General features: G+C 57.0%; 18 protein-coding genes and 1 tRNA gene. 8 read left to right on the top strand and 11 right to left on the bottom strand.

All coding sequences use genetic code 11. The features are described 5' to 3' along the window. Positions 1 to 90: 90 nt before the first annotated feature. Both QO005_RS23935 and QO005_RS23930 read right to left on the bottom strand, forming a co-directional pair. Positions 91 to 492, bottom strand: coding sequence for a DUF4087 domain-containing protein (locus QO005_RS23935; RefSeq protein ID WP_307160525.1), 402 nt, complete (start codon positions 490 to 492; stop codon positions 91 to 93). A 131-nt stretch (positions 493 to 623) separates the two neighbouring features. Next, positions 624 to 755, bottom strand: a complete 132-nt coding sequence (locus QO005_RS23930; protein WP_307160524.1) for a hypothetical protein — start codon at positions 753 to 755, stop codon at positions 624 to 626. A 253-nt stretch (positions 756 to 1,008) separates the two neighbouring features. Between QO005_RS23930 and QO005_RS23925 the strand changes: the two genes are divergently transcribed. Together QO005_RS23925 and ilvC are read left to right on the top strand one after the other, a co-directional pair. After that, positions 1,009 to 1,680: a TetR/AcrR family transcriptional regulator gene (locus tag QO005_RS23925; RefSeq protein ID WP_370878152.1), complete on the top strand. Its 672-nt coding sequence runs from the start codon at positions 1,009 to 1,011 to the stop codon at positions 1,678 to 1,680. Positions 1,681 to 1,740: 60 nt separating this feature from the next. After that, entirely contained in the window at positions 1,741 to 2,760 is a 1,020-nt protein-coding gene (ilvC, locus tag QO005_RS23920; RefSeq protein ID WP_307160523.1) for a ketol-acid reductoisomerase, read from the top strand. A gap of 227 nt (positions 2,761 to 2,987) precedes the next feature. Here ilvC and QO005_RS23915 read toward each other — a convergent pair whose 3' ends face one another. Continuing rightward, positions 2,988 to 3,887, bottom strand: coding sequence for a MerR family transcriptional regulator (locus QO005_RS23915; RefSeq protein WP_307160522.1), 900 nt, complete (start codon positions 3,885 to 3,887; stop codon positions 2,988 to 2,990). 142 nt (positions 3,888 to 4,029) lie between these two features. On the opposite strand from QO005_RS23915, the gene QO005_RS23910 reads away from it, so the two are divergent. The 5 genes from QO005_RS23910 to QO005_RS23890 all read left to right on the top strand — a co-directional run bounded on the left by QO005_RS23910 (position 4,030) and on the right by QO005_RS23890 (position 9,193). Further along, positions 4,030 to 5,694, top strand: coding sequence for a methyl-accepting chemotaxis protein (locus tag QO005_RS23910; RefSeq protein ID WP_307160521.1), 1,665 nt, complete (start codon positions 4,030 to 4,032; stop codon positions 5,692 to 5,694). A 180-nt stretch (positions 5,695 to 5,874) separates the two neighbouring features. Then, on the top strand, positions 5,875 to 7,101 hold the full coding sequence (locus tag QO005_RS23905; protein WP_307160520.1) for an aminotransferase-like domain-containing protein: 1,227 nt from the start codon (positions 5,875 to 5,877) through the stop codon (positions 7,099 to 7,101). 31 nt (positions 7,102 to 7,132) lie between these two features. Next, positions 7,133 to 7,876, top strand: coding sequence for an NUDIX hydrolase (locus tag QO005_RS23900; protein ID WP_307160519.1), 744 nt, complete (start codon positions 7,133 to 7,135; stop codon positions 7,874 to 7,876). Positions 7,877 to 8,060: 184 nt separating this feature from the next. Further along, the gene (locus QO005_RS23895; protein ID WP_307160518.1) at positions 8,061 to 8,978 is read left to right on the top strand and encodes a PhzF family phenazine biosynthesis protein; all 918 of its coding nucleotides are present in this window, start codon (positions 8,061 to 8,063) and stop codon (positions 8,976 to 8,978) included. Positions 8,979 to 9,117: 139 nt separating this feature from the next. Beyond that, positions 9,118 to 9,193: transfer RNA gene (locus QO005_RS23890), tRNA-Lys, on the top strand. 672 nt (positions 9,194 to 9,865) lie between these two features. Here QO005_RS23890 and QO005_RS23885 read toward each other — a convergent pair. Continuing rightward, entirely contained in the window at positions 9,866 to 10,264 is a 399-nt protein-coding gene (locus QO005_RS23885; protein ID WP_307160517.1) for a hypothetical protein, read from the bottom strand. A gap of 150 nt (positions 10,265 to 10,414) precedes the next feature. Here QO005_RS23885 and QO005_RS23880 point away from each other — a divergent pair. Further along, positions 10,415 to 11,169, top strand: a protein-coding gene (locus QO005_RS23880) for an IS5 family transposase (RefSeq protein ID WP_370878151.1) whose coding sequence is annotated in 2 segments (ribosomal slippage) — positions 10,415 to 10,739 and positions 10,739 to 11,169 — 756 coding nt in all. Because the reading frame shifts where the segments join, the coding sequence is not laid out codon by codon here. Between the two features lie 90 nt (positions 11,170 to 11,259). Here the strand turns inward: QO005_RS23880 and QO005_RS23875 are convergent. From QO005_RS23875 to QO005_RS23845, 7 genes are all read right to left on the bottom strand, one after another. Further along, positions 11,260 to 11,691 carry a DUF7919 family protein gene (locus QO005_RS23875; protein WP_307160515.1) on the bottom strand — a complete coding sequence of 144 codons (432 nt, stop codon included), beginning with the start codon at positions 11,689 to 11,691 and terminating at the stop codon, positions 11,260 to 11,262. A 9-nt stretch (positions 11,692 to 11,700) separates the two neighbouring features. Further along, positions 11,701 to 16,311: an RHS repeat-associated core domain-containing protein gene (locus QO005_RS23870; protein ID WP_307160514.1), complete on the bottom strand. Its 4,611-nt coding sequence runs from the start codon at positions 16,309 to 16,311 to the stop codon at positions 11,701 to 11,703. A 122-nt stretch (positions 16,312 to 16,433) separates the two neighbouring features. Beyond that, on the bottom strand, positions 16,434 to 16,883 hold the full coding sequence (locus QO005_RS23865; RefSeq protein ID WP_307160513.1) for a hypothetical protein: 450 nt from the start codon (positions 16,881 to 16,883) through the stop codon (positions 16,434 to 16,436). Then, positions 16,884 to 17,381, bottom strand: a complete 498-nt coding sequence (locus tag QO005_RS23860) for a hypothetical protein (protein ID WP_307160512.1) — start codon at positions 17,379 to 17,381, stop codon at positions 16,884 to 16,886. A gap of 11 nt (positions 17,382 to 17,392) precedes the next feature. Continuing rightward, positions 17,393 to 17,950: a PAAR-like domain-containing protein gene (locus QO005_RS23855; protein ID WP_307160511.1), complete on the bottom strand. Its 558-nt coding sequence runs from the start codon at positions 17,948 to 17,950 to the stop codon at positions 17,393 to 17,395. Continuing rightward, positions 17,947 to 19,107: a DUF2169 family type VI secretion system accessory protein gene (locus QO005_RS23850; protein ID WP_307160510.1), complete on the bottom strand. Its 1,161-nt coding sequence runs from the start codon at positions 19,105 to 19,107 to the stop codon at positions 17,947 to 17,949. Before QO005_RS23850 ends, QO005_RS23855 begins: the two co-directional genes overlap by 4 nt. A 10-nt stretch (positions 19,108 to 19,117) precedes the next feature. Continuing rightward, positions 19,118 to 20,278 (bottom strand): type VI secretion system Vgr family protein (locus QO005_RS23845; protein WP_307160509.1); only part of this gene is annotated, 1,161 nt, incomplete at its 5' end.

The following is a 20,278-nucleotide window of genomic DNA, read 5'->3' as shown; positions in this document are numbered from 1 at the left end:
ACAAGGCCTCAGGGCCTTGCCTTGCGCTTGTTCGCGGCCATTCAATCCCATCCCGTTCAACAGAACACCCATCCTGATTGAGTTTTGACCCTAGTCCGGCTTCGGCAGGGCCTTGTCGGCGCGGCAACGCGCCAGCGGCAATTGCGTGACGGAGTGAATGGCGGTGATGACGTTCAAACCGTCCCGCTTGCCTGTATCCACCGTCATGCAGGTGCAGGCATAGCCGTAATTGCCATTGGTGCGCACATAGTCGCGCGAGGAAAGATCGCCAATCCGGTCCATGCCGCGCGGCTCCCTGGCGCTGCCCTGAAAGCGGATGATCCAGGTGCCGCTGGCATCGTCCAGCCAATAGTTTCCGGGCGTCGGATTCTGGATCCAGCCGCAACGCTTTTCCGGCGCAGCCAGGCTTTGGCTGCCAAACCCTGCAATGGTGACAATGGCAAGGCTCAGAACGGCCTGGGGTAGAATAGAGCGGAAAAATTGCGTTCGCATGGCCGTTCGACAGAGCGCTTACCGGCGCTGGCGGGACAAGGGGAGGGAATGTTCAACTCCCTTATAAAAGGCCTCCGTGCCCACGCGCAAGAGGCAGTGCGGCCCCGGCTGAATCCGGGGCCGCTGCTTTGTCAATGCGGAACGTATTTGTTGCGATGATGCTCCTGATAGGAAGCGTTTGCGCCGCCATTGCCGTCCGTGGTGCAGGAGGAAAGCGCACCGACGGTGAGGCAGAGCATCACGGCGCCCAGAATCATTTTCATTGTCATCTCCTTGGGAGGATAAAGGCAGAAGTAAAAAAGCCGAACCGATTGGTTCGATGGATAAATGTGCCTCAAAAGAGGCAATTTAAAGGGTGCGAAAAAGGCATTTGCGTCGAAAATGCGCACAAAACCGTGAGGAGTTGGCGTCGTCTTTTCGCCGAAAATTCTGGAAAACCCGGTTGACCTGCGGTTCGGCAGGCGCTAAAGAGAACCGTACCGTACGGTACTTAAGCGGCTCTGCAGGGGCGATAGAATGCTTCTGCTGAGGCAAACGGGTTTGGGGGAGGAAGAGGTCGTGTCAGGCGAGGCTGCATCAGCGGGAGAGTTTTCGCCGCGCCAGAGCGCCGTTCTGGCCGAGGCGCTGCGCCTGCTGGTGGAGGGCGGTGACAAGGCGTTGACCACGGCCGGGCTGGCGCGTGCGGCCAACTGCTCCAAGGAAAGCCTCTACAAGTGGTTTGGCGACCGCGACGGTCTTCTCTCCGCCATGATCTCCTTTCAGGCCAGCAAGGTGCGGACTTTCGAGCGCTCCGGTGAGCGATTGAGTGCGCAGGGCCTGATCGATCACCTCGAACTTTTCGGGCGCGATCTGCTTGACGTGCTTTCAGGTGAAGTATCGCTGGCGCTGAACCGTCTTGCCATCGGCCAGACCAGCCGGGACGGTTCCAAGCTCGGGCAATTGCTGCTGGAGCGCGGCAGGCGGCAGATCGACCGTCGGGCGCGGGCGCTGCTGGATGCCGGGCGGCGCGATGGTCTGTTGCGCTTCGAAGACGGCGAGGAGGCCTATCGTACCCTTTACGGCCTCATCGTTTCGGACCTGCATGTGCGGCTGCTGCTGGGCGAGCGGCCTGAAACGAAAACATTTCCGGCGCGGGCGAAAAAGGCGGTTGCCGCCTTCATCACCCTCTACGGCACTGAGAAAACCTGACGGGCGGCCAGAAGGCCACCGTTTCAGTTCAACGAAAGACAGCATAGGGAAGGACAAACAATGCGCGTCTATTATGATCGTGATGCCGATCTGAACCTCATCAAATCCAAGAAGGTCGTCATCGTCGGCTACGGCTCGCAGGGCCGTGCTCATGCGCTGAACCTTAAGGATTCCGGCGCACAGAACGTGGTCATCGCGCTCAAGGCCGGTTCCGCCACCATCAAGAAGGCCGAAGCCGATGGCTTCAAGGTCATGACCGTTGCCGAAGCCGCCGCCTGGGGCGACCTGCTGATGATGGCAACCCCGGACGAACTTCAGGCCGGTATCTACAAGAATGACATCGCCCCGAACATCCGTGACGGTGCCGCCATCGCTTTCGCCCACGGCCTCAACGTACATTTCGGCCTGATCGAGCCGAAGTCTTCCGTCGACGTTGTCATGATCGCGCCGAAGGGCCCCGGCCATACGGTGCGCGGCGAATACCAGAAGGGCGGCGGCGTGCCGTGCCTGGTTGCCGTTCACCACAATGCGTCCGGCAATGCACTTGAGCTTGCCCTGTCCTACGCCTGTGGCGTTGGCGGTGGCCGTTCCGGCATCATCGAAACCACCTTCCAGGAAGAATGCGAAACCGACCTGTTCGGCGAGCAGGTCGTTCTCTGCGGCGGTCTGGTCGAACTGATCCGCGCTGGCTTCGAAACCCTGGTCGAAGGCGGTTATGCCCCGGAAATGGCCTATTTCGAGTGCCTGCACGAAGTAAAACTGATCGTGGACCTGATCTATGAAGGCGGTATCGCCAACATGAACTATTCGATCTCCAACACGGCGGAATGGGGCGAATACGTCACCGGTCCGCGCATCATCACTGCCGAGACCAAGGCTGAGATGAAGCGCGTTCTGCACGACATCCAGACCGGCAAGTTCACCTCCGAGTGGATGCAGGAATGGCATTCCGGTGCTGCCCGCTTCAAGGGCATCCGTCGCATGAACGATCGCCACCAGATCGAAGAAGTCGGCGAAAAGCTGCGCGGCATGATGCCGTGGATCGGCAAGAACAAGCTCGTCGACAAGGCTCGCAACTAATATCGGTTTGCCGATCCCCGTTTTTTTGTGTGCGTGCCTTTGGCATCGCGGGGGGATCGGCAAGAACAAGCTGGTCGACAAGGCTCGCAACTAATATCGGCTTGCCGATCCCCGTTTTTTGTGTGCGTGCCTTCGGCATCGCGGGGGATCGGAAGCGAAATAAAAAAGCGCCATCCGTTTTCAGAGAACGGATGGCGCTTTTGCATGTTTCTGGGGGGGGGGGCGAGCTACGCCTGTTGCGGCAGGAAAAATGCCGCCAGTGACTTTTCAAACTCTTCCAGGCTTTCGAAATAGCGCATACCGGGCTGGAGCGGCGTTTCGGCAAATCCCGGGCCGCCTAGCCATAACTCCACCGAGCGGGGCAGGCCCTGGCGCAATTTGGCCGCCACGCGTACCCCTTTGCTGCCACGCCGGATGAGGCTGCTCAGGCAGATGAAGCGCGCACCCGCCATGGCTGCAGCCTCGATAATTTCCTCGTTGGGCAATTGCGGTCCGAGATACACCACCTTGCAGCCTTTGGCGCGGGCCAGCACGGCGGCCATCAGCGTGCCGATCTCGTGCAACTCACCGGAAAGCGTTGTAAACAGCCCCGTCACGCCGCCTTGAGGTGCGGGTTCGGAGAGGAATTTTCCAAGAAGCGAGCGGATATGCGCAGAGGTCATGTGCTCGGCTGAAACCGGCAACTTGCCTTCCGCCCACAACTCCCCCACCTCCCGCAGCAGCGGTACGGCCACTGTCTTGCAAAACTCAACCGCGCCCAGCCTCTCGTAATAGTCTGTCAACATATGGTCGAGACCGGCATCATCCAGCGCGTTGATGGCATCCAGCACCGGCGCAAGCTCTCTCAGGCGCTGGTGATGCGCCGCAACACTGCGCAATTCGGAAAGAGAGAGGTGCGCGATCTTGCCGATCCTGTGGCCGTTTTCGGTGCAAAGCTTCAAGAGTTGAAGCTTCTGGATTTGTTTTTCGGAGTAAAGCCGCCGTCCGGTCGGGCTGCGGTCCGGCACGACTGCCTCGTAGCGGCGCTCCCAGGCGTGGAGCACAAGTTTAGACAGTCCGGTTTTCCTCACCACCTCGCCTAGGGTGAATTCCGGGGTTTCGTCTTCAGGTATCGAGTTCAGCGTCATTAGGAGTTACACTCCGTCCTGGCAGCTTATAGTGCGTGTATGCATAATTTTCACAACTTTAACAGTCTGTATATATTTATATTCGTATATTCTTTTGTCCAGTAAAATATAGGTTTCTGGCGATCATTGGTGGAGAGCCGTCATGTTGAAGTCACTTCTCGAAGCCCGGGCCGAAGTGGAAGCTCTTCGGCGTTCACAAGCGGTGATAGAATTTTCCCTGGATGGAACGATTTTGACCGCAAACGAAAATTTTTGCAATTTCACGGGTTACAAACTCTCGGAGATCAAGGGCAAGCATCATCGGATTTTTGTGGATTCCGAGTATGCAGAGAGCGCGGAGTATCGTCTCTTCTGGGACAACCTGCGGGCGGGCAAGTTCGATCGTGGCCAATACCGGCGCTTTGGCAAGAATGGCAGCGAAGTCTGGATCGAAGCGTCTTACAATCCGGTCCTGAAGGGTGATAAACCGTACAAGATCGTCAAATATGCCGCGGACATCACCGAGAGCAAGCGTCTTGCCCTTGAGGGCGAGGCCAAGCTGAGAGCCGTATCCTCCTCGCAGGCCGTCATCGAATTCACGCCGGACGGCACCATTCTCACCGCCAATGAAAATTTCTGCCAAGCGCTTGGCTACCGTCTGGAGGAGATCGTTGGTAGACATCACCGCATCTTTTGCGATCCGGCCTATTCTGCCTCTCCGGAATATTCGGATTTCTGGCGCGCCCTGGCCCAGGGCAAATTCATGGCGGATGAATTTTGCCGTATCGCCAAGAACGGCAGCGATGTCTGGATCCAGGCCTCCTACAATCCGGTGTTCAATTCGAAGGGGGAGGTCTACAAGGTGGTTAAATTCGCCACTGACGTCTCCCGCCGCATGGACGCCATCAGTCAGATCGGCCAGTCGGTGGCCGCGCTTGAAAACGGTGATCTGACGCAGACATTGGACAGGCCTTTCGTGCCCACCATGGAAAATCTGCGCCGGGATTATAACAAGGCGCTTTCCAATCTGCGCCAGACACTGTTTGCGGTTTCGGAAAGCTCCCGCTCCATTGCGGCCAGCACGGGTGAAATTGCCGGCGCAACCGGTGATCTGGCTCGCCGTACCGAGCGACAGGCCGCCTCCGTGGAAGAGGCCGCCGCCGCGCTGGAGGAAATTACCCGTACCGTCGGCGAGGCTGCAAATCGCACGGAAAACATGGGCAAGCTGGTGGAGGAAAGCCGCCAGCATGCAGAAAATTCCGGGCAGATTGTCGGCAATGCCGTTGCTGCCATGGGCGAGATCGAGCAATCCTCTCGGCAGATTTCCACTATCCTCAGCGTGATTGACGAGATTGCCTTCCAGACCAATCTTCTGGCGCTCAACGCAGGTGTTGAAGCGGCGCGGGCGGGCGAGGCAGGCAAGGGCTTTGCCGTGGTGGCGCAGGAGGTGCGGGAACTGGCCCAGCGCTCGGCATCCGCCGCCAAGGATATTCGCAGCCTCATCGTCACGTCCACTGCTCAGGTGGAAAAGGGTGTGGGTCTGGTGGCCGCCACCGGCAAGGCGCTGGATCGTATTCTGAACGAGGTAAACGAATTGAACAGCCACGTCTCCGCCCTCGTCAAGGCGGCGCGGGAACAATCGGGCGCCCTGAACGAGATCAACACGTCCATAAACGTCGTTGATCAGTCCACCCAGCAGAACGCCGCCATGGTGGAGGAAACCACTGCTGCGACCCACTCCCTCTCACGGGAGGCAGAAAGCCTGTTTGATCTGGTGAAAGTGTTCAAGCTGACATCCGACGGCAGAGGGCTTCAACATGCAGCGTAGGGGTGAGATTAAATAGGTCAGCATTGTTGACTTATCGCTTTTCCTGTGGTGCTCTTCTGGTGCCCGGAGCAGCAAGCCCTGATGGGGATGATGCTGCTCCGGGCGCTTGTTTTGCTGCATCCGCGCTGCATCGAACGATGCTGTTTCCGCAGGATGCCGAAGGCCGGAGGAAGCCATCTCATGCTCGATTGGGACCATGTCTTTGCCACCCGCGCATCCCGTATGCGTGCCTCGGAAATCCGGGAGCTGCTGAAGCTTCTGGACAAGCCGGATATCATTTCCTTTGCAGGCGGCATTCCCGATCCGGCGCTGTTTCCGACGGAGGCGTTCCAGCAGGCCTATTCGGAGATTTTTTCAGGTCCGGAGGCCGCCTCGGCGCTGCAATATTCCGTCTCCGAAGGCTATCTGCCCCTGCGTGAATGGTTGCGCGGTGAAATGGAGAAGCTTGGCATCGCCTGCACGGCGGACAATATCTTTATCACCTCCGGCTCGCAGCAGGCGCTGGATTATCTGGGTAAGCTGTTTTTGTCGCCGGGCGATACGGCGCTGGTAACGTGGCCCACCTATCTCGGTGCCTTGCAGGCGTTCAATGCCTATGAGCCGCATTACGATCAGCTTTCCATCCAGGGAAATCGCACCCCCGAAAGCTACCAGACGGCAGCGGCGAGGAGCGGAGGACAGGTGAAATTCGCCTATCTCTCGCCGGATTTCGCCAATCCCACCGGCGAAACGATGAATCGGGCGGGGCGGGTTAGCCTGCTGTCGCTTTGCGAGGCCTTGGACATTCCGCTGATCGAAGATGCTGCCTATCAGTGCCTGCGCTATGACGGTGAGCCTGTGCCGCCGGTTCTCGCCATGGAAATTGCCGCCAAGGGATCGATAGAGGCCTGCCGCACGCTCTATCTGGGCAGTTTCTCCAAGACGCTGGCGCCGGGGCTGAGGGTGGGCTTTGTGGTTGCAAACAGCACCGTCATCCGGAAACTGGTGCTGATGAAGCAGGCGGCGGATCTGCACTCCTCCTCCATCAACCAGATTGTCGTGGCGCGGGTGGCGGAGCGGATATTCGATCAGCAGGTCGCTAAAATCAGATCGGCCTACAGCGCGCGGCGGGATGCTATGCTGAAAGCGCTGGCGCGGCACATGCCGAAAGGCGTGACCTGGACCCGGCCCGAGGGTGGCATGTTCATCTGGCTGACATTGCCGGATGGCATGGATGGCGCCAGCCTGCTGGCGCGGTCGGTCGAGGCGGAAAAGGTGGCCTTCGTGCCGGGCCAGGCGTTCTTTGCCGATCGTTCCGGCGCCAATACGCTTCGCCTGTCCTTTTCCTGCGCCAATGAGGCTATGATCGAGGAAGGAATCGGCAGGCTTGGCCGTCTTCTGGTCGCTGCTCTTCCCGCGGCGGCCTGAACGCGGCCTGCCTCAAAGGCAGGAGACGAGGATGGACGCTATGAGCAAGGACGAGAAGCTGGAGCCTGTCCCAGTTGGACTGGCCGAGGGGGAGGTCTTCCCGGTGAGCGGCGTCCGGCTGTCGATCCGGCCTGAAGACCACCCTTTCGCTGCGGCGCATCGAACGGCGATTGCCGAAAACTGGCAGCAGGAAAGTGCCGCCAATCCGGCGCTGTTCGACGGACGCATGCTGCTGATGTCGGACCTGCGGCTGGAAGGCAATGTGCTGGTGGGCGAGGCGCATGATACGGCCTATTCCGCCTTCCTCTACTGGCGGCGCAGCCCTGCTTTGCAGCGTGGCTTTCACGTTTTTGGCTTTCCGGTGCTGCTGACGGCGGATGGGGCGCTGGTGGCCGTGGAAATGTCGCCGCACACGGCCAATGCCGGGCAAGTCTATTGCCCCGCCGGATCGCTGGAGCCCGCCGATCTGGTGGATGGCATTGTCGATGTCGATGCCAATATGCGCCGGGAGGTGCGTGAGGAAACGGGAATCACCCTTTCGCCGCATCAGGCAGATCCGCAGCTTTATGCCTTTCGTCTGGAGCGGCGTGTGACGCTCTTCCGGGTCTTTCGCCTGGAGGAGACGGCGGATGCGGTTGCGGCTGCGATCTATCGCCACATGGAGACGGATCACGAGCAGGAAATTTCCCGTCCCGTTCTGGTGCGGAAGGGGGATGAGCAGTCCTATCCGTTTAACGCGTCCATGCGTCCGCTCCTTAACTGGTTGTTTTCTTAGGGTGTTTCCATTAGGGGTGGAGGCTGGTTTTTTGTCCAGAAATGTTAAAAAACAAATACTTAGGCTATTTTCGTGTTTCAATGAAATATGGAGATAGTCTAACTCTGATACAGCCTTGCATGGCCGGGCGAGGTCGTGCAGTCTTCGCAGAGTGATTTCAGAAAGCCGGGCAGGAGGTGTGTTCTTGGCGCGCGATTATTGCATTTATGACGTTTTTACCGACCGCAAGCTCTGCGGTAATCCGCTGGCGGTGGTGTTTGACGCTGAAGGTCTGGATGATCAGGCCATGCAGGCAATCGCACAGGAATTCAATCTCTCCGAAACCGTCTTCGTGCTGGGCGCCACCAATCCGGCGCACAGCGCCAGTTTGCGAATTTTCACGCCGGGCCGGGAATTGCCCTTTGCCGGCCACCCGACGGTCGGTACGGCAATTGCGCTGGCCGAGCGGGCGAGGGCAGACCGTGACCTGCCGCTCGATCTGGTGAGCGTGCTGGAAGAGAAGGTGGGTCCCGTGCGCTGTGCCGTGAGCCTGAAGGACGATGAACCAAGTTTCGCGGAATTCGACCTGCCGGTGACCTCCTCGCAAATTCACCTGCCACTCGACCGCCAGGGGCTGGCCGATGCGCTGAGCCTGAAGGCAAGCGATCTGTTTTTCGAAAACCACATTCCCTCTGTCTGGAGCGCAGGCGTGCCCTTTCTGCTGATCCCGGTGCAGAATCTGGCGGCGGTGCAGAGCCTGGAATTCGATCCGCAATTGTGGGAACGCGCCGCTCCCTTCTGCGATGGGGCACTGACATCGGCCTATGTCTATTGTCGCGGCGGCGTCCATCACGCCGCAGATTTCCATGCGCGCATGTTCTCCCCGGATATGGGCATTGCCGAGGACCCGGCGACAGGGTCGGCCGTCGCGGCCCTCTCCGGCGCCATCCAGCATTTCGACGCCCTGCCGGACGGCCACCACCCGATTCTGATCGAACAGGGCGTGGAAATGGGCCGTCCCTCCTATATCCACCTGCATGTGGATACCAAGGAGGCCAAGATCTTTCGCGCCCGCATTGGCGGCCAGGCGGTGCGAATTGCCTCAGGATCTCTAGAGATTTGATTTTACTTTCCTATTAGCCGCCAAGTGCATTTTTTTGTCTCTTGGCTGCTTTTTTTCTCAAAGGGCGCTGGACAAGGTCCCAGAAGCCCTTTATATGCCCGGTCACGCCAGCGGAACACACCGCGGCGGACAAAAAGGCGGGTGATTAGCTCAGTTGGTAGAGCAGCTGACTCTTAATCAGCGGGTCGTAGGTTCGAGCCCTACATCACCCACCATTTTTCAAAGGCTTAGCGTAAAAATTCACACGTCGTTTTACAGGCTTTCTAGTATTTTACAGTCTAATTAACGGCTGTTGCCATTCAAATACCATCAATGACGTCCTGGCCGGCGAGGTAGTGCCTGCGAATGGTCTATTCGGCGTACTCGCACAAGTGGCCAGATACCGCTGAGATGAGCTTGATCTTTTCCTCATGTGGCTGGTCGAGGTACGCCTAGGCGAAGATGATCGCTGTCCCGTGCAGCTCGTGAAATGTGACGCCCTTTATTCCCAGTCCTGCCATTCCCTTACGCCAGGACGCTTGGAGACCGCTCGACGTCCAGTTTTGCCCAAACGAATTGACCAGCACTTGTGGGCGCTGTTCTTCTTTGGCTTTGCGTAGCATCGGATCGGCGGAGCGTGGCGACCTGCTGATTTTTACAGAGAGTCGATCCGGCACTATCCACCGATAAGGCTCGGCCAGCGCAGGCAGTTCTTTAGCGGACCTTTGTGAGCGCCGGCCAAACAGACCGTAGCAAACAGCAATTCCTTGCTCTCAAAACCCGTCACATCAATGCTGTGGTCGGAAAGGCGCTGAATCAGCCGCCCCTATATTAGTTAGATCTTCTCACCCTGCAGTCTCGACGGGTTTTGGGTATGTCGTAAAAGAATGGTCGATCTAAAAAATACGTCACTCTCCATCACCTTTTTGAGAAAAATTTTCTTCTTCTTTCAGGAATTCTATCATTTCACTCAAAGCCGCCTCAAACCACTCAATAAAAGAAGGAAATTCTCTTTTTAGCTCCCAGCCCGGTTTCGCATAATCATGTATTATCAAAACGCGCCTTCCAAATCCATTTTGCCAGCATGCAACGTCATCGTTATCGTCGCGTTTTGCGAATGGATAAAGTTCTCGATCGGGATAGCGCTCAACCAGGCCCGCAACTTCGTCCGCAAGCATATCTCCTTGTAAAATATACCATGGCTCAAAATCGAATATATTCAATTCGATAATTTTTTTAAAGCTGACGGGTATTTCTAGCCAATTGAATTTATCAGGCTGATAAATCACACTTCGTTCTTCATTCATTTTTCAGATCCCGTAAATGGAGAGCCTTCTTTATAGGGGTTCCTAAAAATTGCACCCTGTTTGCCTATCCTAGAGTTCAAACCCATTGATCACGTTGATCTGGCGTAGAAAATCAGATTGAATTTTCCAATCAAGGGATTGGAGGCTTGGATGGGTCGGTTGTTTTGGCTGTCGGATCAGCAATGGGCGGTCATTGAGCCGCTGTTGCCGAGGAACAAGGGCGGCGCTCGCCGGGTCGGTGATCGTCGTGTGATCTCCGGCATCATCCATGTTCTCAAGGTCGGGTCCCGATGGTGCGGTTGTCCGGCCGACTATGGCCCTTCGACCACGGTCTACAACCGCTTTAACCGCTGCTCTCGCAAACAGTTCTGGACTGACTTGGTTGAGGCGCTTGCGACGTCCGGCGCGGTCACCAAAAGTACCTCCATCGACAGTACCTACGTCAAGGCGCACCGCTCGGCCCATGGCGGCAAAAGGGGGCGAAAAATCAGGCTATCGGGGCTTCACGGGGCGGGCAAACCACGAAAATCCACGTTCTCACGAACGTGATCGGCCGCCCGTTTGCGTTCATGCTGACAGGTGGTAATGCCGCAGATAGCCCGGTCGCGCCACACTTGCTGGCTGGTCTGAAGGGCGCGAGATATCTCCTTGCAGACAAGGGATACGACGCAAACAATCTACGCAAGAGGTTGCGCCAATCGGCAATCGTCCCGGTGATCCCAGGCCGCTCAAATCGTAAGCGCCCGATCCGGTATGACGCCAAGCGCTACAAGAGCCGACATCTCATCGAGAATGCCTTCTGCCGTCTGAAAGACTTCCGGCGCATCGCGACGCGTTACGACAAGCTTGCCCGAAACTTCCTATCTGCGGTCGCACTGGCTACCCTCGTCGCGTTTTGGCTATGATTGAGTCTGAACCCTAGGCTTCGCTTAAACCCGTCCGCTCTATGTTTTCGGCTATGTTATTGCAAAATAATAGAAAAATAATGATCAAAATTAGTAAATAGAGTGATCTACTGCTTTGAAATCTATTTCACCATCCATTTCTAATACGCATTTCATAAAGGGAATAGGGGGTTGATGGCCATGATTTAATATCATGTGAATCATGTAAAAAGGAAAAGTATAAATTATCATTTTTCCGCAATCTGGTATCCATACATCTGCATCAATTATGTTGAGAGGGCCGGAACCATTTATCTCGAAATGTATATTTCCGCATATTGGGCAAGAGGAAAATCCACGATTTACGTGGCAAATAAATTTTTTAAAATTGTGATTTAAAAAAATATCTTCAAATTTTGTAAGAAACCTATGATAAATACCGTCGTTAGAGGGTAACTCTAAGTTTTTATCTAAGGGTACAAGGGTAAAACCGGTAGCGGTCTTATTCATTTGGGGGAAGTTCTGAAATTCATCTTCTTGCAAGATACACCTCTAGCGGCCAGGGAAAACATTGGCACAAACTGCCCAATCCATACATCCCATATTTGGCGTCACCAAATTTGATAAGGGCGTGGGACTCGCCACTGACGTAGAGTTAGACATTAGGTTTATGTTTTGATCAGGTGGATATAATGTATAGTTTGGCATTTCTGTTCCAGGAAGATAGGTTCTAGGGGCTAATCCATTTGCAGCGGGATGATTTGCATTCATTAGCTGCATAACTTTGTCATACTCTCCCTTTTCGATTAATTTTCCCGCGTAGTCGCTGATGCTCTGTCCATGACGCGCCCATACAGTGATAGGCGTCCCTTCTGGGACAATCATGGTTCCCTGCGACGGGAAATATGCGCCGTGCCCAGTAAATGCCCGTCCAGAGCCCCCTTCATCAACACTCCCAGCCAAAGCATGACCTGAAGGTCCTGAACGCAATCCTGATGGGTCGATCCAGCTTAATGGATTAAAGACATACCCCTGCGGGCGATCGCCGCCTGCTAACCCAATCGGGTCCGGTGAGGCATACTGCCCCGTCAGCGGATCGTAATGCCGATATCTGTTGTAGCAGAGGCCTGTCTCCGTATCTTCGTATTGCCCTGGAAACCGCCAGGGGCAGTGAAGTTCCTCCGGCGGGCGGTTGTGCTTGGGGAGGGCGGCGAGGGGGCCGAAGGTGCGGGCGGTGCGGATGGCACCCCAGACGTGGTGGTCTGCCGCCCAGAGCAGAGTGCCTTGGGCGTCGAACATCTCCTTGGGCGTGCCGAGGTGATCGCTGACGATGGCCAGCATCTCGCCGGAGGGGAGTTGTTTGGCCAAGAGCCGATGGCTGCCCTCTTCAAAGTGCCAATGGGTGGCCTGATCCCAGGCGATATGGCCGTCGAGGGCGAGTGGCGCTTCCGCCACCATATGATCGCCGTCCCAGAGATAGGCCGTACCAACCTCAGGCAGATCGTGATCGCGCTCCCGGGCGTCAGATCCTGATCTTGCGGGTCGCGGCACGCCATCGCCGCTGACAAGGTTCGGCCAGCGCAGGGCGGCTTTACGGCGGTCTTTCTCGGCAAAGCGGCGAACCTTTGAGACGCGCCGTCCAAAGGGATCGTAGCGGAACAGCCATTCCTCGCCGTCAAGGCTCGTTACGGCCACCAGCCGGTCATGCACATCCCAGCGATAGCGCCAGCGCTGTGGGCGGAAACCGTCGCGCTCGATCCTCCTCTCGATCAGGCGGCCGCAATCGTCATGGGTGAGGTGGATCTTTTCGCCTTTTGGCCCGCGTGCAATCTGCACCACGCCGCCAGCGCTGCGTTGCCAGCCGTTTGGCTGGGGTGCTGGCACGGTGGAGCCGAAGGTCTCGTCGAAGGCCCGGCCATAAGGTGTCGGCTGATCGGCAATGGTGACGGAGGAGGAGGCCCCGGCGAGATTGCGGGCTTCGTCATACTGGAAGCGTTCCGAGCCGAAAGCGGCTTCGGAATCCGTTAGCTGGCCGTTGTCGTCATAGGTGAACTGCCGCTTGCCCCAGAGGCCATCGTCAATGCTGACGGGCGCGAAGGCGCGGTCGTATTCGTAGATGCGGTGGACATGTCCGGGCTTGGCGCGGGCTGAACGGTCTCCACCGCCGCCGGGGATGTTCCAGCCCAATCGCGACACATCGAGGCCACCCGCCACGGCGGGGCCGGCGGCCTGGGCGGTGAGCTGGCCAGCTGCATCGAATTTCTGCAGCAGATGGAAGCCACCCATGCGCCGTTCGGTTTCGCGGCCAAGCACATCGCGTTTGAAGCTGATCTCAGTATCGCCCGCCACCATCTGCTCGATGGCGCCCAGGGGATCGCGGATGTATTGCGTGAGAGTGCCGCCTGCGCCGGTGATCTCGCGCAGGATACGGTTGCCCATGGCATCGCGCTTCGACTTGATGCGCTTGCCATTCAGCGTTTCGCCAATGATGCGGCCATTGCGGTCGCGCTCGAATTCGACAAATGCTGCCGCATTCTCGGCGCTGATCAGCAGACCACGGGCATCATACCAGAAACGGGTGACGTCTTCAGGCTCGCCTTTGGCGGTGAATGTCTCGATCCGCTTGATCAGGCCGGATTTGTCATAGGCGTAGTGAAGCTTGGCGCCGTCAGGCTTGGTGGTCTCGATGATCTGGCCAGCGGCATCGCGGGTATAGCGCCAGACCCGGCCATCGAAATCCTCTTCGACGACAACCCGCCCTGCCGCATCCCGCTCGAAACTGTAGACGCGTCCAACGGCATTGGTGACGGAGATGACCCGGCCTTCGTTATCCGTCGCCAGCTTCAGCTCGCCGCCCTTAGGATCAACGATGGCTTGCAGCACGCCGAAGGCGCCGTAGCGATAGTGCCACATGCGTCCTTCGCCATCGCTGACCGTGGCAAGCTGACCTGCGCCATCGAAGGAGCGTGTCACCTGCACGCCATCGGGCCGGATCACGGCGCTGACCGTATCGAAGCCACCGGCGCCGGCGCGGTAGACATGCTTGGTCACCGCACCCGTCGGGCCGATCGTCTTTACCAGCCGGCCGAACGCGTCATGGACGAAGCGGCTGGTATTGCCCTTTGCGTCGGTGATCGCGACCAGCCTGTTATGTTCATCCCAGGTGCGCCGTTCGATTGCGCCATTGGGGAAATGGGTTTCCACCACACGGCCCCTGGCATCGCGCACCAGCCGGGTCTCGTGGCCTTCGGCATCCTTTTCGCTGATGACATTGCCATGGTCATCATGCTTGTAGATGCGCTTGTGTCCAGCGCCGTCGATGGCGATCAGCAACTCGCCATTGTCACCCCAGCCATAGACCGTTGAGCGGCCTTCGGGGTCGGTCAGTTCCTTGACATTGCCGTGGACGTCATAGCGCGTCCGGCTTTCATGACCGTTCTGGTTCTTTGTGGAAATCCGGAAGCCATGGCGGTCATAGCTATGCGCGACCACGCCACCCAGCGCGTCGATTTCGGCGGTGACGTTTTCGTTCTCGTCATAGCGGAAGGTCTGGGCTTCAGCTTCCACATCCCCCGGAAGATAGCGGGTCTCGCCTTCGCGATAATCGAACCGGTCATTGTTCCAGATGCCGTTTGTGCGGGTTCGCACCACCCGGCCTTCGTCGTCATAGGTGAAATGGGTTTCCGATTGCCGGGTCAGGTTGTTCCACGAGACAAGAAGATCCCGATCTCTTTCCCAGGCATAGTGCACCGACATGCCAAAGGCGCAGGCGGCCTCCACCATCCGGCCCTTGGCATCGTAGCTGTAGCGTGCCAGCTCCAATTCGGAGCCATCCGTGCCGATCAGCGTGATACGAAGGCGCTGGCCCTGCGCATCATTGTCGCAGGTCAGAGACAGGCCATCCGGCCCCTCGACCTTTTCCAGCCAGCCGGCGTCTGACCGGTGGAAGATCAGGCTGTTGCCATTGAGGTCTTCGATCTTTTCCAGCCGATAGACATCATCATCATACTGCCTGAAGTGCTTGACGATGCCGCGATCCTTCAGCTCCAGCTGCCTCAGCCACGGAGCCTTCAGTTCCAGATTGGGGTAGGCGGCATTGATCGAGGGCAGGAAGTTGAACGGGCGGTCGAATGCAATCGCCTTGCCATCGGCATTGTGAAACAGCAGCTTGCCCCGCGCCGGGTTGGAAAACACCTCGTCGAACATCGAGATCTGGCACGGCCCGAGCGGACTGGCATAGCGGGCGGGAAGGGCGAGTTTGAGGCCCATATACCGCGCGCCGTCAAAGCCAAGCGTGCCGGGTATGAGGAAATCGCGCCAGGTTTCGAGATATTCGCCATTGGTGACGGAGACGGGTTCGCCGACTATTGTTGATCCCGAAGCGGCAGCGTCTTCTGCCCCCCGAGCTGCCGGGGCAGCACCTTTTAATGCGCCCGCCCCCAATTCAAGCGCTTTGCCAGCACCGTACCCGACAGCAGCGTCACCTAAAGGCTCCCCCCAGTTTCCGTCGCTAGCCTGCTTTGCCATATTTGGAAGCGCGAAGATAATAGCGTGGGCTGCGGATTTGCCGCGGTTCGCCAAATTATCACCAGCCTCTTTTGCCAGGCGCTCCCCTTCTTTTTGAAGCTCGGGGTCATTCGATTGCATCAACTCCCCGGCAGCGCTTCCTTTTGCCAGATCAAGCAAAGTGTTTCCCACACCCTTTGCCAGGCCAACAGCACCATCGAAGAGGCGAACTGGCGCCGTAACAATGTTTTTAAAGTTGTCTTTTAAAGTGTATACTGGATATCCATTTTCGTATTTCTGGATGTCGGAATTCACCATATTGAGATTGTCTTGCCGGGAAATTGTATTGCCCATGTCAATATATTCTGGGCCAGCCAAAGCCTTTGCAATCCCCTCGGTTCGATCCGAATATTCTTGATCGGTTTCGCTTTCTAGTTGTCTTTTTTGCTCATAAAGTCTTGCCAGAATTTCTTGCCTGAGCTTCTTATGATCTTCGTCTTCGGCGGAAGTCGCTCCAGTAACTACGCATGCCTTACCATTATCCTGATAAGCACTTTTATTCGTATGCGGAATAATACGCTCAATTGTCTTAATGCCGTATTTGTCGACGTAGTCGGGCGCAAGCTGATCATAGATTGTCTTAGTGTCATCAGGCATGGCACGCTCCAACGAATAATAACCAAACCGTCGTTTTCGGCATTTCAGTCGGGTGTTTCACTTTCGAAAAAGAAGCTGGACTGGGAAATGCTTACGCCAAATAATCCGGATGAACGGACATTCTACGTTCTCCCTGCGCCCATGTGATACTTCCTTGGGTTGCCGCCAACGGATAAATCCGTGTAATCTTCGAGAAATATCTCCACATTTGCGGCTTGCGCCGTTTGGGAAAGTGTTGCCAGCCTGTTGTCATGCAAAAGCTTCGAGGGCTCGAAAATCGCAAGCCAAAGAGTTGCCTGAACCGCGCCGGAGACAATCAATTCGCGAAACAGTGATTCATTTAACGCGTGGAGTTTTGTCTTGATCCATAGACGTGCCATGCATTCATCGACGATGTCATCGTCAATTGTGGAAATATAATTTTGCTTTGCGAGAGAATTTGACGTCTCCCCATTCATTTTAACAATGTTATCGCCAGCTTCATAAATAACGTTCAATTTCCCGATTAACTGATGCTCAGTTTTTTTGAAAGAAATGACGTCACTCCACATCCTGACGCTCGCTTTAATCATCTAATACTCCATCCCCCGAAAGTCGGGACCAAGAACCTCCAGGCCGTGGCGCAATCCACGATCTGTGACTTGCTTATAGTCAGGTGGGAAAACTGCCAACTCTTCGGGGGAAGCCGAGATGCCTCTTTGGTTGCGGAGATAAAGTCGAAAAAATTCGGCTTCGAAGACAAAAGGTGCGTAGCGCTCTCGCTCAGCGTCCAAAGGAGCGTGAGCAAGCTCCGTTTCGGCACCCTTCAGGTCGCCTTTACGATAAAGGGCCAGTGCGATTTCCATATATGCGGCGGTCTTGCAGGATATTTCAGGAAGAAATGCTCTGGTAGCATCTATTGCGTCATCGTAACGTCCTTCTGAGTGAAGGTGCATGATACGTGCAACTCGTACATGATGTAACAGTTCAGGGTCCGAGGTCTGTTGCTCTTTTTGATCGAGATAATCTAAGGCGGCTTTCGAACCTTGAGTTCGCTCAATTTTTACAAAATCTGCAAGTGGATCAAACATCTCATTATCCTTCAAACAGGATTTCCACCGCACGCCGCAGAGACAAATCCTTTTGCGCAGCCTTCAATATTTGTATAGCCGCCAGTGAGGCCTCGGTTTGGATTGGGTGATAACAAAAGACGGCTACAAATCGCACGCGCTGTCTCCCACTCCTTCGCGCAATCATCAAACATGACAACTTTTTTGCTCTTCTCCGGCTCCACCGGCCCCGGATCGGGGCGGTTGATCCAGGCCGGATCACGATGGCTGACGGTTGCCCAGCCCTCGGAAAACACGAAATGGGAAGCAACTTCGACATGGGCCGGGCCGAGGTACCCGGGAACGACAACACCCTTTTTCGTGCCCGGCTCGTGCCCGGTTGATTTGGCGGTGCGCGAGTTCAGCTGAAAGTCAAATTTGCCGTTGTTGCGCACTGTCGTCGAATAACGGATTGCCGTATCCAGAAAAGCAATCGAGGAATAGGCGACTTTCACGACATCCGAGCCGACCGGTGTCCAGCAGACATCGGGCGTTGTCGAGACGATGACATTGGATGCGCATTTGCGGGCGGAGATCTTTGCCATGGTCATAGGGCCATATCCTCCTTCGCTTCCGTCTGTTGATCCATCGGTGCGTGCGGCAGTTTTATGCGGTGAATGATTGCCTGTTCGAACTGGTCGGGCTCGAAATTCACCCGCCAGGACAGATAGACGCGCCAATCGCGCTGCCTTGCCGAAGCGATGTCGAGAAAAACCGTATCCAGGTGCATCGTCTCCCGTTCGATCGTGCCGTCCTCTCGCACGAAATCCACCATCGCCTGCTCTCCCGGAAGATTGATGGCGCAGTCCTCCGTTCCCTTGGTCATGCCCGTTAAGACAATTTGCTCATGCCCCTTAAGATGAGGCTTGATCACCAGGTCCGGATGGGCGGAGTTGTGGTAGGCGAAAGAATAATCCGCCGGCCAGGCCGGCCAGATCGTCTGCTGCCAATGCTCATCATAGGTGCCGCCCAGGGGACGGCGCGGCAGCCAGGCTGGCGGGATCGGGCCAAAATTCTGCGGGCGGTAGGTCTTGTAGGGCTCGTGGATCGGATCGTCAGGCGCTTCGATCTGCGGTGCGGCGACGGGCTGCGTGTGATCTGTCCAGTCCTCATTGATCTTGCCGCGTCCCAGCGGGTTATAATGGTCCGTGTCGAAGATCGGCGCGCTCTCTTCGTTGAGGCCTTTCTGGACTTCGCCGCCAAAAGCATATTCGTAGCGCAAGGGAACCGTCATAACGGGACTGGGCTCTGAAAGCTCCCAGCGGTCGAACAGCTTTCTATGCTGCTGCCACTCGCTCGCTTCCCGCTCATTCAGCCTGCGCTTCCACACGGGTTGCCATTGGCGAGGCCCGGTTACGCGAAGCTGCTTTGAGAGGAGTTCTGCGCCGCCATCGCGGATCGTGAGTCCGCAAAGCCAATCCGGCGTTGGCTTGTCGCCAGGTGCATGGGCGGTGGCGTTGACGATGAGGTCTGTTGCGGGCTTGTTTGGCACAAGGTCGGATGGATGCCAGAGCGAGGTGACATTGACCGCGCCATGGCACTTGTCCGTAAACATCATCGGCGCCTGCTCTTCGGCCTCGACCAATCGGCCGGAGGCATCGAGTTCATAGGTCGCCTTGACGATGACAATCCCGAATTCCCGGTCCTGATTGTCCCGGCTGTAATAGCGGAAATTCGGGAAGGGCGTGAGGTTTATCAGTTCCGGCATGGACCGGGCCTCAATTGTGGTCGATCATCGCCGAGGTCACCTGCACATGGCTTTCCCCCTCGATATAGATCTTCACGCCCTTCAGCAGGATCGTGCCGTCGTCCTTCATGATCAGGATGGATTTTGGCGGCTGCTCATTGCCGTCCTTGTCCTTGCCGCCGCCGACGCCGATGAACAGTTCTTTGCCGATCATGACGTTCTTGGTGTGGCCGACCGTCTCGTTGAAGACCTGCCCAACGGTAACCACCTTGGCGACGCCAACTTGCTCGGTCTTCGCCACGCCGACGCTGGTGTTTTGCATCCGGCTGACCAACGTGTTGAAAATACCGCTGCCCAGCATGGAACTGACCTGCGCGCCGAGCTGGCTGCCGGAAGAGCGCATCGCATCGCCCGCATCCGCGCGCAATTCACTGACGGCGGCATTGTTGATGCCGGAGCGAACCGAATCCATCGACGCCGCCATGGCGCCAAGTCCACCAGTTCCCATCAGCCCGGCATAGCTTGCGGCGGTGGAGAAGACATCGGCGCCACCTCCACCGGATGAAGACCCCCCGGAACCCAAAGCGGCGCCAGCTGCCTCGGCGTTCTTGTCAGCAGAGGAGGGGCTGTCTGCTGCGGCAGAGGATGCCAGCGACATGGCTTGCTGCAGCAGGCCGGCGCTCTTGCCGGCAAGCGTCGCCAGCAAGCCACCGGCTATCGCGTTGACAGCATTGCCGACCCCGCCGACCACCATGTTCAACCCGCCGCCAACCTGCTGGCTCATGTTCGAGCCGACTTCCAGCGATTTATTGGCGCCCACGGAATGCAGCGCATTGGCATCGACGCGACTGGTCTGATTGTTAAGAACCTTGAAGGTCTGATCCTTCTGGGCATGGAAGAACATGTTCTCCTTGCCGTTCTCGTCCTCGAAGGTCATTTCGTTGAAGCCGTCGCCCTTGTGGGTGTTGGAGCGCAGCACCATCCGCGTCTTGTTGGCTGGCAGATCGTAGGGCACGGGGTTCTTGGGGTTTGGCACGACGCCGGTTACCAGCGGCCGGTCGGGATCGCCGTCGATATAGGCAACCATCACCTCCATACCGATGCGTGGAATGATCTGCCCGCCCCACTGGCCGCCCGCCCAGTTCTGCGCCACCCGTACCCAGCAGGTGTCGGAACCGTCCTTCTGTGCCCG

The sequence above is a fragment of the Allorhizobium paknamense genome, assembly GCF_030815125.1.
Classification (GTDB): Bacteria; Pseudomonadota; Alphaproteobacteria; order Rhizobiales; family Rhizobiaceae; genus Allorhizobium; species Allorhizobium paknamense.
Note: the sequence above shows the minus strand (reverse complement) of the source record. Positions and strands in the feature narration are given on the sequence as shown.

What these genes read in the sequence shown, in the direction of transcription:
- QO005_RS23935 (WP_307160525.1), bottom strand. Translation starts at nt 492, where the DNA reads ATGCGAACGCAATTTTTCCGCTCTATTCTACCCCAGGCCGTTCTGAGC.
- QO005_RS23855 (WP_307160511.1), bottom strand. Translation starts at nt 17,950, where the DNA reads ATGACCATGGCAAAGATCTCCGCCCGCAAATGCGCATCCAATGTCATC.
- ilvC (WP_307160523.1), top strand. Translation starts at nt 1,741, where the DNA reads ATGCGCGTCTATTATGATCGTGATGCCGATCTGAACCTCATCAAATCC.
- QO005_RS23900 (WP_307160519.1), top strand. Translation starts at nt 7,133, where the DNA reads ATGGACGCTATGAGCAAGGACGAGAAGCTGGAGCCTGTCCCAGTTGGA.
- QO005_RS23860 (WP_307160512.1), bottom strand. Translation starts at nt 17,381, where the DNA reads ATGTTTGATCCACTTGCAGATTTTGTAAAAATTGAGCGAACTCAAGGT.
- QO005_RS23930 (WP_307160524.1), bottom strand. Translation starts at nt 755, where the DNA reads ATGAAAATGATTCTGGGCGCCGTGATGCTCTGCCTCACCGTCGGTGCG.
- QO005_RS23905 (WP_307160520.1), top strand. Translation starts at nt 5,875, where the DNA reads ATGCTCGATTGGGACCATGTCTTTGCCACCCGCGCATCCCGTATGCGT.
- QO005_RS23910 (WP_307160521.1), top strand. Translation starts at nt 4,030, where the DNA reads ATGTTGAAGTCACTTCTCGAAGCCCGGGCCGAAGTGGAAGCTCTTCGG.
- QO005_RS23870 (WP_307160514.1), bottom strand. Translation starts at nt 16,311, where the DNA reads ATGCCTGATGACACTAAGACAATCTATGATCAGCTTGCGCCCGACTAC.
- QO005_RS23925 (WP_370878152.1), top strand. Translation starts at nt 1,009, where the DNA reads ATGCTTCTGCTGAGGCAAACGGGTTTGGGGGAGGAAGAGGTCGTGTCA.
- QO005_RS23885 (WP_307160517.1), bottom strand. Translation starts at nt 10,264, where the DNA reads ATGAATGAAGAACGAAGTGTGATTTATCAGCCTGATAAATTCAATTGG.
- QO005_RS23850 (WP_307160510.1), bottom strand. Translation starts at nt 19,107, where the DNA reads ATGCCGGAACTGATAAACCTCACGCCCTTCCCGAATTTCCGCTATTAC.
- QO005_RS23865 (WP_307160513.1), bottom strand. Translation starts at nt 16,883, where the DNA reads ATGATTAAAGCGAGCGTCAGGATGTGGAGTGACGTCATTTCTTTCAAA.
- QO005_RS23915 (WP_307160522.1), bottom strand. Translation starts at nt 3,887, where the DNA reads ATGACGCTGAACTCGATACCTGAAGACGAAACCCCGGAATTCACCCTA.